This is a genomic window from Mumia xiangluensis (genome assembly GCF_010994095.1).
In the GTDB taxonomy this organism is placed as follows: domain Bacteria; phylum Actinomycetota; class Actinomycetes; order Propionibacteriales; family Nocardioidaceae; genus Mumia; species Mumia xiangluensis.
On record NZ_WJYO01000001.1, the window covers coordinates 90,935 to 104,902 of the forward strand.

General features: G+C 71.9%; 11 protein-coding genes and 1 riboswitch. Of the genes, 1 reads left to right on the forward strand and 10 read right to left on the reverse strand.

The features are described from left to right. Positions 1-27: 27 nt before the first annotated feature. Complete coding sequence (locus GH747_RS00345) at positions 28-783, reverse strand: sugar isomerase domain-containing protein (protein ID WP_149767221.1); 756 nt, start codon at positions 781-783, stop codon at positions 28-30. Further along, on the reverse strand, positions 776-1,744 hold the full coding sequence (locus GH747_RS00350; RefSeq protein WP_149767223.1) for a MurR/RpiR family transcriptional regulator: 969 nt from the start codon (positions 1,742-1,744) through the stop codon (positions 776-778). The genes GH747_RS00345 and GH747_RS00350 overlap by 8 nt, the downstream gene beginning before the upstream one ends. Positions 1,745-1,851: 107 nt before the next feature. Here GH747_RS00350 and GH747_RS00355 point away from each other — a divergent pair, with 107 nt between their 5' ends. Continuing rightward, on the forward strand, positions 1,852-2,856 hold the full coding sequence (locus GH747_RS00355) for an N-acetylglucosamine kinase (protein WP_149767225.1): 1,005 nt from the start codon (positions 1,852-1,854) through the stop codon (positions 2,854-2,856). Here GH747_RS00355 and GH747_RS00360 read toward each other — a convergent pair whose 3' ends face one another. The 8 genes from GH747_RS00360 to cobN form a co-directional block, all read right to left on the reverse strand. Further along, a complete protein-coding gene (locus GH747_RS00360) occupies positions 2,857-3,762 on the reverse strand; it encodes a GNAT family N-acetyltransferase (protein ID WP_163695221.1) in 906 nt (301 codons plus the stop codon). Then, complete coding sequence (locus GH747_RS00365) at positions 3,759-5,423, reverse strand: DUF885 domain-containing protein (RefSeq protein WP_228552794.1); 1,665 nt, start codon at positions 5,421-5,423, stop codon at positions 3,759-3,761. Before GH747_RS00365 ends, GH747_RS00360 begins: the two co-directional genes overlap by 4 nt. Continuing rightward, a complete protein-coding gene (locus GH747_RS22130; protein ID WP_149767230.1) occupies positions 5,338-6,273 on the reverse strand; it encodes an ABC transporter ATP-binding protein in 936 nt (311 codons plus the stop codon). Before GH747_RS22130 ends, GH747_RS00365 begins: the two co-directional genes overlap by 86 nt. Beyond that, on the reverse strand, positions 6,270-7,343 hold the full coding sequence (locus GH747_RS00375) for a FecCD family ABC transporter permease (RefSeq protein WP_149767232.1): 1,074 nt from the start codon (positions 7,341-7,343) through the stop codon (positions 6,270-6,272). The genes GH747_RS22130 and GH747_RS00375 overlap by 4 nt, the downstream gene beginning before the upstream one ends. Further along, complete coding sequence (locus GH747_RS00380; RefSeq protein ID WP_149767234.1) at positions 7,340-8,362, reverse strand: ABC transporter substrate-binding protein; 1,023 nt, start codon at positions 8,360-8,362, stop codon at positions 7,340-7,342. The genes GH747_RS00375 and GH747_RS00380 overlap by 4 nt, the downstream gene beginning before the upstream one ends. 60 nt (positions 8,363-8,422) lie before the next feature. Further along, positions 8,423-8,603: riboswitch (cobalamin riboswitch) on the reverse strand. 48 nt (positions 8,604-8,651) lie between these two features. Continuing rightward, positions 8,652-9,284: a dihydrofolate reductase family protein gene (locus GH747_RS00385; protein WP_149767235.1), complete on the reverse strand. Its 633-nt coding sequence runs from the start codon at positions 9,282-9,284 to the stop codon at positions 8,652-8,654. Between the two features lie 61 nt (positions 9,285-9,345). After that, positions 9,346-10,119, reverse strand: a complete 774-nt coding sequence (gene cobF / locus GH747_RS00390; RefSeq protein ID WP_149767237.1) for a precorrin-6A synthase (deacetylating) — start codon at positions 10,117-10,119, stop codon at positions 9,346-9,348. Further along, entirely contained in the window at positions 10,116-13,958 is a 3,843-nt protein-coding gene (cobN, locus tag GH747_RS00395) for a cobaltochelatase subunit CobN (protein WP_149767239.1), read from the reverse strand. The genes cobF and cobN overlap by 4 nt, the downstream gene beginning before the upstream one ends. Positions 13,959-13,968: the final 10 nt, after the last annotated feature.

Sequence of the window (13,968 nt, forward strand, 5' to 3'; positions counted from 1 at the left end):
TGGAATGCCTTCCGGTTGTGGTGGGTCTCAGGCGTGGCGACGGATGCGGCCGCCGTACTGTTCCTCGAGTCGGTGGTTGTGGTCGTCCCCTCCGGGGATGTTGGCGGAGAGGTAGATCGGCGGGACGGAACCTGCTTCTGCGAGGCGTTCCGCGACACCGATCGTGAGCAGCTGAGCGATGAAGGCGGCCGTCAGGGACGACACGGCGCCGATGCCGATGCCGTCGCCCAACGTGAGGGTGCTGTCGCCGTACGGGGCAAGGTTGTCGATGACCACGTCGGCGACCTCGCTGAGCCGCAGGCCGCTCGGGTGCTTCGGCGTCACCCGGGTCGTGTGGTCGATGCTCGTGACGGCGATGACGGGGTTGCCGTGCTCCTTGGCCAGCAGCGCCGTACCCACGATCGAGCCGTTGACCCCGGAGTTCGACGCGATCACGAAGACGTCGTCGGGTCCTGCGGCGGTGATCTCCCACAGCTCGTCGACGATGGACGGGTCGCGCTCCAGCTTGGGGTCGGTCAGCACCGACACGTCCTGGCTGCCGAACAGCGCGACGTCGCGCAGCGCGACGTTGTTGGTCGGGATCAGGCCGCCGGCGCGTCCGGCGATCTCCATCGCGAACGCCTGCGAGTGGCCCGTGCCGAAGGCCTGGACGATGCCGCCGGCCTGCAGCGACGTGACGATCAGGTCGATCGCGGCGTCCAGGCCGCCGTCCGCGGCGAGGGACGCCAGCCGCTCGAGGCGGCTCGTGGTCTCGTGCAGGAACTGGTTTCCGGTATCAGACATGCGACTCGTTCCCTGAGGTGTCGGAGGATGTGACGGACGTGTCGGAGCGGCGAGCCCGCGAGCGTACGGAGCGACGGTGCGGGAGCACCGCCATCGCCGAGGCGGCCAGCTTCGTCGTGGTGCGCGCGAAGTCCTGCTGGGCGACCAGCAGGTAGACGAGATCGAGCAGGAACAGCTGCGAGTGCTTGGCCGAGAGGTCGTCGGGCTGCAGGTACTCCTCGGGGGCTGCGGCCACGACGTGCTCGTGCGCGACTGCGGCCAGCGGCGAGTCGGGGCTGTTGGTCAGCGCGACGGTGAAGGCGCCCGAGGAGCGGGCCTGCGAGAGCATCTGGATCGTCGCGTCGGTGCGCCCGGTGTTGGAGATGCCGAGGGCGACGCTGGACTCGTCCTGGATCGCGGCGCTGGCGATGCCGTCGTGGACCTCGGTCCAGGCGTGGGCGTTGAGGCCGATCCGGTAGAGGCGCGACTGGAGCTCGACCGCCATCAGCCCGCTCCCGCCGATCCCGTAGATGTCGAGGTGACGGGAGGTGGCGATGGCGGTGGCGATCCGGTCGACCTGCTCGAGGTCGACCGAGCTCGCGGTGGCCTGCACCGAGCGGGTGTGCGCCGAGAGGAGCGCGTGCAGGACCTCGCTCGGCGAGTCCTCGGGATCGAACTCGCGCCCGATGTCGGTGTGCCACGACGCGTGCACGTCGCCGCGCCCGACATCGGCCGCCACACCGACCCGCAGCGGCACGTAGCCGGAGTAGCCGATCAGCCGGCAGAACCGCGTGACGGTCGCCGCCGAGGTGCCTGCACGCGCCGCGAGCTCGGTGATGGACAGCTCGAGCGGGGCGGTGGGATGCTCGACCAGCAAGGCCGCGATCTTCGCCATGGCGCCCGACATCTGGGGCCTGCGAGCCTGGATGCGCTGGGCAACACCCAAGGCGCTCACAGCGCCGGCCTCGCTCGGAAGCTCCATGGGCACGCCCCTCGTGAAAATTCATCTCAGAGACTTGGAAATTCGTTGAAAACTATTCCCACGAGCAGGGTGTGGTCAAGGTCACACCAGATTCCGGATCGGTAACGATGTCGGCGATCCTCGCGGTGGACGCCGGCGGTACGTCGACGCGGGCCGTCGTTCTCGACGCCGAGGGGCACCCGCTGGGCTACGGTCGCGCCGGCGGCGGCAACCCTCTCTCGTCGGGTCCGGGGACGGCTGGGGAGTCGCTCGGCGCAGCCATCCGCGAAGCGCTCACGACGTCCGGCACCGCCGCGTCCACCATCGCGTCCACGACGATCGCGATGGCTGGGGCGGCGACCCACCTGCCGGTGGACGACCCCCGCAACAAGGTGATCGGCGACGTGCTGGTCGGGTGCGGGATCGGCGCGCCCTTCGCGCTGCGTTCGGACCTGCTCGCGATGTACTGCGCCGGCACCCCCGAGCTCGACGGCTACGCGATGGTGGCCGGGACCGGCGCGGCGGCGGTCCGCGTCCGCGACGGCCGGACCGAGAAGGTCGTCGACGGGATGGGCTGGCTGCTCGGCGACGCCGGGTCGGGGTTCTGGATCGGGCACGAGGTCACGCGCGCGGTCGTGGCGGACATCGACGGGCGCGGTCCGGCCACCCCGATGACGTCAGCACTCCTCGACCAGCTCGACCTCCGGCCTGCGGAGACCGACGCCACGGACGCCCCGAGGTCACCCGTCCTGCACCGCCTCGTCGACGTCCTGTACGCGATGCGTCCCGTCCGGCTCGCCCAGTTCGCGCCGCTCGCCTTCGCGTTCACCGACGATCCGACCGCACGCCGGATCGTCGGCGACGCTGTGAGCGCCCTCGCCCGGACGATCTCCGCGGTCGTCGACCCGGAGGTCGACGGTCCGCTCGTCCTCGGAGGCAGCGTCCTGCTGCGACAGCCGGCCGCGGCGAACGTGGTCGAGGCGGCGTGGCGCGGCCGCGGGCGTACGGGCCCCACGCGGCTGGTCGACGAAGGCACCGCCGGAGCGGCCGTCCTCGCGCTGCGCGACGGCGGGACGGTCGTCGACGCCGAGGTGTTCGAGCGCGTCGCGTCCGGCATCGCGAAGCTGCGCTAGCTAGCGGGCCGCGGGCAGCGGCTTCGCCAGCGCGACGAAGGTCCGACCCGGCACGGCGCCTACCGTGCGTGCGTAGAAGTCGACCGGGCCGACCCAGGCGATCTCGCACGTCGTCCGCCCCGCGTCGAGGTAGTCGGTGAGGCAGGCGCGGAGCAGCGCTGCACCGACCCCGCGACCCCGTGACTCAGGCGACGAGCCCATCGGGCCGAACCAGCCGGCGCGGTTGGTGTCGTACGCGGCGAAGCCAAGGTAGTCGCCGTCCTCCTCCGACACGAAGCAGCTGACGGGGTCGCGCTGCAGCGCCGCCCCCGCCTCCGCTGCCCACGTGTCGCCCCACGTCGACCGCATCCACGCCTCGAACGCCGGCGCCTCCTCGACCGTGAGCCGGCGCATCGGCAGGTCGGGCGGGGCCGCGCGGCGTACGAGGTTCTCGTGCGCGACGAGGTCGACGTCGAGGTTGGGGGCGGGCTCCGCGTCCGGTGCGGCGTACCCGCACGCGCCGAAGAAGGCGAGCGCGTCGGCGTCGGCGGTGTCGACGCCCGGCCACCAGTACGCAGGAGCGCTCCCGCCGGCCTGGATGGCGACCGCGCCGGTGTCGGCCGCAGTCTTCTCGAGCGCGCTCAGCAGCGCGCCCCCCACACCCGATCGCCGCTGCGGACCGTCGACCGCGACGACCTTCACGTACGCCCGCAGGGTTCCGTCACGGTCCGCGACGGTGGCGAACGCTGCGCCGACGATGCGGTCGTCGCGCTCGGCGACGACTCCGAAGTCGCGCGCCACCTCGTCGCCCCACAGAAGACGCTCCAGACCCTCGGCATCGTCGCCGGCGTCCTGAGGCAGCGCTGCGCGGAGCAGGTCGAGGACCCCGGCGCGGTCGTCCTCGGTCGCCGCACGCACGGCCGTCACGACCGACGTCCGTCCACGAGAGCCTCGGAGTCGGTGAGCAGCGCACGCCGCAAGGTGCCGAACCCGACGCTCCCGACCGCGAGGGCGTCGCGATGGAACTCCTTCAGGTCCGCGACACCGGGCCCGCCGTGCTGGACCACCCACGCGTCGCGCAGCTGCTCCCAGAGGCGCTGACCGACCTTGTACGACGGGGCCTGGCCGGGCCAGCCCAGGTAGCGGTCGACCTCGAACCGGACGAACTCCTCGGGCATGTTGACGTTTTCGAGCATGAACGGCAGCGCGTCGTCTCCCGTCCAGGGGCCGCTGCCGTCGGGCTTCGGCAGCCCGAGGTGGACGCCGAGATCAACCACGACGCGCGCTGCGCGCATCCGCTGCCCGTCCAGCATGCCGAGCCGGTCCGCGGGGTCGTCGAGGTAGCCGAGGTCGGCCATCAGCCGCTCGGCGTACAGGGCCCATCCCTCGCCGTGGCCCGAGTTCCAGGACAGCCGCCGCCAGCCGTTGAGGTGGGCGCTGTTGTAGGTCGTGAGGCCGACCTGGAGATGGTGCCCGGGAACGCCCTCGTGGTAGACGGTCGTGAGCTCGCGCCACGTGTCGAACTCCGTGACGCCCTCCGGCACGGCCCACCACATCCGGCCCGGTCGCGAGAAGTCGTCGGTCGGGCCCGTGTAGTAGATGCCGCCGTCGTGCGTCGGCGCGATCATGCACTCCAGCGTCCGCAACGGCTCGGGGATGTGGAAGTGCGTCTCGCCCAGCTCGCGCACCACCCGGTCGCTCGCCGCCTGCATCCACTCGCGCAGCGCGTCCGTGCCGTGGAGGCGACGCGCCTCGTCGGCCTCGAGGTAGGCGACCGCCTCGTCGACACTGGCCCCCGGGAACACCTGGTCCGCGACGACCTCCTGCTCGGCGACCATCCGGGCGAGCTCCTCGACGCCCCACGCGTACGTCTCGTCGAGGTCGATCTCCACGCCGACGAACCCGCGCGAGGCCAGGGCGTACCGCTCCCGACCCACCCCGTCGGCGGTGGGTGCGACGGGGGCGAGCTCGTCGGTGAGGAACAGCGCGAGCGCGTCGTACGCCGCCGCGGCGGCGAGCGCGTTGCGCTCGAGGTCGGCGCGCAGCGCGTCGGGGACCACCGGTCCTGCGACCAGGTTCGCGAAGAACCCGTCGCGCGCGGCATGCGCCCGTGCCTGACCTGCGACCTCGCGTGCCTGCCTCACCGCCGGTGTCCTGCCCGACGCGATCCCTGCCCGCAGTGCCTCGACGTACCCGGTGACCGCGTCCGGCACGTTGGCGAGCCGTGCGGCGACGTGCTCCCAGTCGGCCTCGGTCTCGGTCGGCATGAGGTCGAAGATCTCGCGGATCTCCTGCGCCGGGGAAGCGATCACGTTGAGATCGCGCTGCCACTCCCCCGCGTCGTGCCGCTCCACGTCGAGCTCGAGCGTCCGGACGAGCTCGTCGCGGGTGATCTCGTCGGTCGCGTCGGCCACCTCGGCCTTGCGCACCCGCGCCAGCATCCGGCGTACGGCGTCGCCGTGGGCCTGCGCACCCTCGGGAGAGAAGTCCGTGTAGTCGCCCTCACGCCCCGGGATCCCTCGAGTGACGTGCAGCTCGGGGTTCAGATCCATCAGCTCGCCGAGCCACTCCTCGGCGAGTGCGTCCATCGGGGTCGGGGTTCGCGTGCTGGGCTGGCTCGAGTCGGAGGTGCTCATGGTCCGAACGTACTTGCCCCGTCGAGCGGCGCGCAGACGGGCTCGAGACACCCGCGAAGCGAACGTGCACGCCGCGCGCATCGGCGACGACCTCTGCCTCGACGCCGTACACCTCGGCGATGAGCGCGGACGTGAGGACGTCGGCGGGCTTCCCCGCCGCGACGACACGTCCGTCCGCCAGGACGAGGACCCGGTCGCAGAACGCGGCGGCGAGGTTGAGGTCGTGCAGCGCGACCACGGCGGTGACCGGCGCGTCCCGCACGAGCGCGAGGAGCTCCAGCTGGTGGCGGACGTCGAGGTGGTTGGTCGGCTCGTCGAGCAGGAGCTCGGTCGGCTCCTGCGCGAGGGCGCGGGCGATCTGCACGCGCTGGCGCTCACCGCCCGACAACGTCGCGTACGACCGGTCGAGACGATCGCTCAGCCCGGTCGCGTCGGCCGCACGGCGGACGGCCTCGTCGTCGGCCGCGGTCCGCGGCGCCAGCGAGCGGCGGTGCGGGATGCGCCCGAGGTCGATGACGTCGCGGACGAGCGGGTCGGCGTCGGTCCACACCTCCTGCTCGACGACACCGACGCGGCGGGCGAGCGCGCGACGGTGCCAGCCGTCCAGCGGACTGTCGTCGAGCGTGACGACACCTGCCGACGGACGCCGTACGCCCGCCAGCAGCCGCAGGAGCGTCGACTTGCCGGAGCCGTTCGGCCCGAGCAGCCCGACCGTCGCGCCGTGAGGCGGGTCGACCGAGACCCCGTCGACGATCAACCGGCCTCCGACCGACCACGAGACCTCGTGCGCCCGCAACGTCATCGGACCGCCTTCCGACGCAGCATCACCAGCACGAACGCGGGCACCCCGATGAGTGCGGTCGCGACACCGACCGGCAGCTCCTGCGGGTCGAGGACCGTTCGCGCCGCGGTATCGACCCAGACGAGGAACACCGCGCCGACCAGGGCGCTGATCGGGAGGACCAGCCGGTGCCGGACGCCGACGAGGGCGCGGGCGACGTGCGGCAGGACCAGCCCGACGAACCCGATCGCCCCCGACGTGCTGACGATCACCGCCGTCATCAGTGCCGTCACCGTCAGCAGCAGGACCCGGACCTTGCCGACGTCGATCCCGAGCGTCGCCGCCGCGTCGCTGCCGAACGTGAACGCGTCCAGCGCCGACGCCGACGCCAGGCAGACCACGAGCCCGAGCAGCACGACGGCGGTGCAGACCGTGACGTCCGTCCAGCCCGCGGTCGCCAGCGAGCCCAGCAGCCAGAAGAGCACGCCGCGGGTCTGCTCGGCGTCGGCGGCGGTGAACACGATGAACGCGGTCAGCGCCGAGAACAGCTGGGTCGCCGCGACGCCTGCGAGGACGACGCGGTCGGTCGTCCCGCCCGCCGCGGCCGCGAGGACCAGCACGAGCCCGAACGCCACCACGGCTCCCACGAACGCACCGGTGGCGAGCCCGATCGATCCTGCTCCGACGCCGAGCACGACGATCGCGACCGCGCCGGTCGATGCTCCGGAGGAGATCCCCAGGACGAACGGGTCGGCGAGCGGATTCCGGAGCAGCGACTGAAGGACGACGCCGCACACCGCGAGGCCCGCGCCGCACGACGCCGCGAGCAGCGTACGAGGAAGGCGCAGGTCCCAGACGATGCCGTCCTGGATCCGCGTCAGGCCGGACTCGCCTCCGGTCAGCCGGGCAGCCACGACCGACGCCACATCACGCGGCGACAGGTCGGACGGACCGATCGTCACCGCGACGGCGACCGACAGGAGCAGCACCACCGCGGCCCCGCACCCGAGCGCCCACGCCCGCGAGAGCCGTACGCGCGGGCGCCGCGTCGTGACCGTCGTACGGCGCGCGACCGCGCCGCTGCGGCTCACCGCCCCAGGCCGAGGTCGCGGATCCCCTCCGCCACGTTTCGTACGCCGTCGATCGTGCGGATCGACGGGTTCATCTCCGCACCGGTCACCGCGATGTAGCGCTTGTTCTTCACCGCCGTCATCTCGCGGGTCACCGGGTGCTGCTCCAGGAAGGCGATCTTCGCGGCCGCGGTCTCGGCGGTCTGGCTCTTGCGGGTCAGGTCACCGATCACGAGCACGTCGGGGTCGCGGTCGGCGACGGTCTCCCAGTTGATCTGGGGCCATTCGGCGGTGGTGTCGTCGAAGACGTTCTCCAGGCCGAGCGCCTCGCTGATGATGCCGGGAGCACCGCAGCAGCCGGCGAGGTACGGCGACTCGGAGTTCGCGAACCAGAACATCGCGCTGACGCCCTCGGCGTCGACGACGTCCTGCGCCTGCGTGAGCGACGCCCGCAGCTCGGCGACGAGGTCCGCCCCCTTGTCGGGGACGCCGAAGACGGTGGCGAGGTCGGTCACCTCGCCGTACACGGTGTCGATCGCCAGCGGCGTCGCACGCGAGCCGTCGTCGTCGCCCTCGTTGTCCTTCTCGCACTCGGCGGGCGAGAGGTACGACGGCACGCCCAGCTTCTCGAGGTCGTCGCGCGTCGCGACGCCGCCCTCGCCGAGGGTCGACTCGAACGACGCCGTGACGAGGTCCGGCTCGGCCTCCAGCACCCGCTCGAACGACGGCGCCTGGTCGGAGAGCCGGGGGACAGACTCGTTGTCGGCCGCGAGGTTCTCGCGTACGGGGTCGGTCCACGTCGCCGTCCCGACCATCCGGTCCGCGAGCCCGAGCGACAGCAGGATCTCGGTGGAGCCCTGGTTCAGCGAGACGACGCGCTGCGGCGGTGCGTCGATCACGACCTCGCGGCCGCAGTTGTCGATCGTGAGCGGATAGCCGTCCGCGGTGCCGACGGCCGCGTCCGAGGTGTCGGACGCACCCCCGCACGCGGTGAGGACGAGGGCGGAGGAGCACAGAAGAGCAGGCAGTACGGGACGCATCGTCACCGAGTCCTTCGAGGTCTGGGGCTCGTTCGCGAAGCCCTGCGGGTGACCTCACGGCGGTCGCCGGGAGGGCCAGCAGGTCTTCGGACTCGGGATCACCCGGGTCGGAGCGCCTTCCCGGACTCGCGTCCAGTGGCATCGTGCTCCGCCCGTCACCCTCACCGCTGCGCGTCAGTCCCGGAGTCTCACCGGGTTCCCTGACCCATCGCTGGGTACGACTGGCAGGTCGACCGTAACAGGACCGTCCGTCCGCCGAGCAGACGGTCCGCTGCGGCGCCGGGTCCGGCTACGGCTTCCGCGTGAACGTCAGGTGCGTGACGCCGCTGGGCGAGGAGACGGCCTCGATCGCGTACGTGTCCTCGAGTGCCTCCAGGCCGTCCCACACACGGACCCCGCGGCCGAGCAGGACGGGCACCTGGACGAGGTGCATGTGGTCGACGAGCCCGGCTGCGACGAAGTCGCGGACGACGGTCGCGCCGCCGCCGAGCCGGACGTCCTGGCCGGACGCCGCCTCCTTGGCGGTCTCGAGCGCTTCGGCCGGCGTGGCGTCGAGGAAGGAGAAGGTCGTGCCGCCCTCCATCTCCATCGGGGGCCGCGTGTGGTGCGTGAGCACGAAGGTCGGGGTGTGGAACGGCGGGTTGGGTCCCCACCAGCCCTTCCAGTCGGGATCGTCGTGCCAGCCGGGCGGACCGAACTTGTTGGCGCCCATGATCTCGGCGCCGATGCCGATGCTGTGGCGCTCCGCGAACGCGTCGTCGATGCCGGCGGTCCCGCCGTCTGCGTCCCAGAACCGGGTGGCGAACATCCACTCGTGCAGACGCTCCCCCGCATGGCCGAACGGCGCTTCGGCCGACTGCGGCTCGCCGGTGGCGAACCCGTCGAGGGAGATGGACAGGTTGTGGACCCGTGTCAGTGACATGGTGCTCCTCGCTCGCGTGCGGTGACCCGTTCTGGGGAACGACCTCGCCGCCGCCGCGAACTCATCGGTCGCGGCGCAGCAGGTACACGTCCATCACCCAGCCTGCGGCCGCCTTGGCCGCGGCACGGGCGCGTTCGACGTCCGGCAGGACGTCGTCGAGCCGACCCGCGACCAGGGCCTCGTGCGCCGTGCCGAGGTTGGCGCCCCACCAGATCCGCCACGCCTGACCGTCGAGCGTGCGCAGGTCGTCGAGGGAGCGGTTGAGCATGACCACGACGTTGTCCTGACCCTGCGCGATCGCCTCCTGGAGCCGGCGCCCCGTCGTCACGTGGATCGGCTGCCCGACCTCGTGGAGCACGATCGCGTGCCGCGCGGCGAGCAGCTGGAGGCTCGAGATCCCCGGGACCACCTCGAGCCTCAGCGACTCGATCTCGGCGACGCGCCGCAGGATCCGTACGAGCGAGTCGTAGAACGCGGGATCGCCCCAGACGAGGAAGCCGGCGTCCCCGTCGTGGGCGCGCAACACCTCGGCGTACGCCTGCGCGCGGGCCTCGTGCCAGTCCGCGACGACCTGCTCGTACGCTGCCGCCGTCGCCGTGCCCGCTGGGGAACGATCGCGCTCGGGATCCTCGACGACGACCAGCCGCACCTCTCCGGCGACGTGACGGGCCAGGATCGCCTCGCGGGCGGCGAGGAGCGGGTCCTCGTCGCCGTCGCGCCGCCGCTTGTCGGACACCACGACGTACGCGACCTCGTTCATCGCCCGCACCGCCTCGACCGTCACCTGGTCGGGGTCACCGGGGCCGATCCCGATGAGGACGACGCGGCGGGTCACGAGCCGTCGTCCTCGAGATCGCCCTCGATCTCGAGGTAGACCTCGCGCATCGCGTCGAGCACCTCCGCGTCCGGCTCGGCCCACAACCCGCGGTCGACGGCTTCGTGCAGCCGCTCGACGATGCCGCGCAGCGCCCACGGGTTCGCCTCGCGCATGAACGCCTGGTTCTGCTCGTCGAGCACGTACTCCTTGGCCAGCCGGTCGTACATCCAGTCGTGCACCACACCGGTCGTCGCGTCGAAGCCGAAGAGGTAGTCGACAGTCGCCGCGAGCTCGAACGCACCCTTGTAGCCGTGTCGCTGCATGGCCCCGATCCAGCGCGGGTTGACCACACGCGAGCGGAAGACGCGGTTGGTCTCCTCCTGCAGCGTGCGGGTGCGGACGGCGTCGGGGCTGGTGGAGTCGCCGACGTACGCCTTGGGGTCGGAGCCGGTCAGCGCACGGACGGTGGCGACCATGCCCCCGTGGTACTGGAAGTAGTCGTCGGAGTCGGCGATGTCGTGCTCGCGGGTGTCGACGTTCTTCGCGGCCACCTTGATGCGCCGGTAGTTGGTGCGCATGTCGTCCGAGGCCGCGACACCGTCGAGCCAGCGACCGTACGCGAACCCGCCCCACGCCGTGTAGACCTCGGCCAGGTCCTTGTCGTCGCGCCACGTGCCCGACTCGACGACCTGCAGGATCCCGGCGCCGTACGACCCGGGCTTGCTGCCGAAGATCCGGGTGGTCGCACGCCGCTCGTCGCCGTGCTCGGCGAGGTCGGCCTGCGCGTGCGCCCGGACGAAGTTGCGATCGGCAGGCTCGTCGAGGGCAGCCACCATCCGTACGGCGTCGTCGAGCATCGCGACCACGTGCGGGAAGGCGTCGCGGAAGAAGCCCGAGATACGCACCGTCACGTCGATCCGCGGCCGGCCGAGCTCGTCGAGCGGGACGACGGCCAGCTCACGGACGCGCCGCGACGCCTCGTCCCACTCGGGGCGGACGCCGAGCAACGCGAGGACCTCCGCGACGTCGTCACCGCTGGTGCGCATCGCGGACGTGCCCCAGACGGACAGCCCGACGGACTCGGGGTACGCGCCGGTCTCGTCGAGGTAGCGCTGCAGCAGCGATTCCGCCATCGCCAGCCCCGTGTCGTACGCGAGCCGGCTCGGCACGGCCTTCGGGTCCACGGTGTAGAAGTTGCGGCCGGTCGGCAGGACGTTGACGAGTCCGCGCAGCGGCGAGCCGGAGGGGCCGGCGGGGACGTAACCGCCGTCGAGGGCGTGCAGGATCGCGTCGAGCTCGTCGGTGGTGCGGGCCAGGCGGGGAACGACCTCGCTGGCCGCGAACTCGAGGACGCGGACGACGTCGTCGGTTTCGACTCGCCGCGCCCGCTCAACCAGCGGGGCTCCGCGCTCCTCTCCGCTGGTTGAGACCACCTCTCCGCTGGCCGAAACCACCTCTCCGCTGGTTGAGACCACCTCTCCGCTGGCCGAACCCACCTCTCCGCTGGCCGAAACCTCCTCTCCGCTGGTTGAGCGAGCTTGCGAGTCGAAACCACTCACCGCCGCTCGAGCCGCGCCCGGGTCCCAGCCTGCCGCCTCCATCGCCTCGACCAGCGCGCGCGCCTGCTGCTCGATCTCGTCGGTGGTCGTCGTGTCGGCGTCCTCCTTGAGGCCCAGGGCAGCCCTCAGCCCGGGCACCGACGCCGCCTCGCCACCCCAGATCTGACTCGCGCGAAGGATCGCGAGCACGAGGTCGACCCGGACCTGCCCCTCCGGCGCCTGCCCGAGCACGTGCAGGCCGTCGCGGATCTGCACGTCCTTGATCTCGCACAGCCACCCGTCGACGTGCAGCAGGAAGTCGTCGAACTCCTCGTCGTCGGGCCGTTCGGCGAGTCCGAGGTCGCGGTGCATCTCCGCCGCGTGCATGAGCGTCCAGATCTCCGCGCGGACCGCAGGGAGCTTCGCCGGGTCCATCGCCGCGATATTCGCGTGCTCGTCGAGGAGCTGTTCGAGCCGCGCGATGTCGCCGTACGACTCCGCCCGCGCCATCGGCGGGATCAGGTGGTCGACGATCGTCGCGTGCGCGCGCCGCTTCGCCTGCGCGCCCTCGCCGGGATCGTTGACGAGGAACGGGTAGATCAGCGGCATGCTGCCGATCGCGGCGTCACTGCCACAGGCTGCGGAAAGTGCGGCGTTCTTGCCCGGGAGCCACTCCATCGACCCGTGCTTGCCGAGGTGGACGACAGCGTGGGCGCCGAAGCCCTGCTCGAGCCACCGGTACGCCGCGAGGTAGTGGTGCGACGGCGCGAGGTCGGGGTCGTGATAGATCGCGACCGGGTTCTCGCCGAACCCGCGCGGCGGCTGGATGAGCAGGACGACGTTGCCCGCCTGGAGGGTGGCGAGGACGATCTCGTCGTCGGCGTTCACGAACAGCGAGCCCGGCGCGGGTCCCCACGCCTCCTCGACCGCACCGCGCAGTGCGGGGTCGAGCGCGCCGAACCACTCCGCGTACTGCGCTGCCGGGATCCGGACGTGGCTCTCGGTCAGCTGCGCCGCGGTGAGCCACTCCTCGTCCTGACCGCCGGCGGCGATGAGCGCGTGGATGAGGGCGTTGCCGGCCTCGGTGTCGTCGCTGAGACCAAGCCCGGGGATCGCGTCGGGCGCGCCCAGGTCGTACCCCGCCTCGCGCAGCTGCCGGAGCAGCCGGATCGTCGAGACCGGGGTGTCGAGTCCGACGGCGTTGCCGACGCGGCTGTGCTTGGTCGGGTACGCCGACAGCATCAGCGCGATGCGCTTCTCGGCGTTGGGCGTACGGCGCAGGCGCGCGTGAGCGACCGCGATGCCGGCGACCCGTGCCGCGCGCTCCGGGTCCGCGACGTACCGCGGGAGGCCGTCGGGATCGATCTCCTTGAACGAGAACGGCACCGTGATGATGCGGCCGTCGAACTCCGGGATCGCGATCTGGTTCGCGGAGTCGAGGGGCGTCACCCCGTCGTCGCTCGCCGCCCACTCCGCGCGGCTCGAGGTCAGGCAGAGTCCTTGCAGGACGGGGATGTCGAGGGCGGCCATGCGCGCGACGTCCCACGCCTCGTCGTCGCCGCCCGCGCTCGCCGTACCGGGCTTCGTACCCCCCGCCGCGAGCACGGTGACGATCACCGCATCGAGGGTGCCGAGCGCGTCGTACAGGCTGTCGGGCGCCGAGCGGAGCGAGCTGCTGAAGATCGGGACGCCGACCGCCTCACCCGTCGCGTCGATCGCGTCGGCGAGGGCGTGCGCGAAGCCGCTGTTGCCGCTGGCCTCGTGAGCCCGGTAGAACAGCACACCGATGCGCGCGCGGGTTTCGACTCGTTCCGCTTGCTCAACCATCGGCGACCCGCTGGTTGAGCGAGCCTGCGAGCGCCGTCCTGTGCGAGCGAAGCGAGTCGAAGGGTCGAGACCCCTAGCCGCCAACCCCCACACGGGGACCTCGGCCGGCGCATCGAACCCCTCGCCTGTCAGCAGGACGGTGTCCGACAGGAACGCGTGCAGCTGCGCGAGGTTCGCCGGCCCACCTTCGGCCAGGTAGCGATGTGCCTCCGCGGCGATGCCGATCGGCACGGTCGACAGCTCCATCAGCACAGCACTCGGCTCCTGCTCGCCGCCGAGCACCACGAGCGGGAGGTCGCTCTCGCGGTACGGGGCGAACCACTCGTCGAGCTCCTGCGGCGACCCGAGAAAGCGGACGACGACGAGGTCTGCGGACTCGAGCGGCACGGGATAGCTGAGCCGAGCCGGGTTGGCATACGCGTAGTCGGCGCCGGAGGCGCGTGCGGACAGCAGGTCGGTGTCGGACGTGGACAGCAGCACGATGCGCGGCACAGGAGGCTCC

Bases quoted from the DNA above. Each gene is read 5' to 3' on its own strand.
- GH747_RS00365 (WP_228552794.1), bottom strand. From the start codon at position 5,423: ATGGACGCACTCGCCGAGGAGTGGCTCGGCGAGCTGATGGATCTGAAC.
- GH747_RS22130 (WP_149767230.1), bottom strand. From the start codon at position 6,273: ATGACGTTGCGGGCGCACGAGGTCTCGTGGTCGGTCGGAGGCCGGTTG.
- GH747_RS00380 (WP_149767234.1), bottom strand. From the start codon at position 8,362: ATGCGTCCCGTACTGCCTGCTCTTCTGTGCTCCTCCGCCCTCGTCCTC.
- GH747_RS00345 (WP_149767221.1), bottom strand. From the start codon at position 783: ATGTCTGATACCGGAAACCAGTTCCTGCACGAGACCACGAGCCGCCTC.
- GH747_RS00355 (WP_149767225.1), top strand. From the start codon at position 1,852: ATGTCGGCGATCCTCGCGGTGGACGCCGGCGGTACGTCGACGCGGGCC.
- GH747_RS00385 (WP_149767235.1), bottom strand. From the start codon at position 9,284: ATGTCACTGACACGGGTCCACAACCTGTCCATCTCCCTCGACGGGTTC.
- GH747_RS00350 (WP_149767223.1), bottom strand. From the start codon at position 1,744: ATGGAGCTTCCGAGCGAGGCCGGCGCTGTGAGCGCCTTGGGTGTTGCC.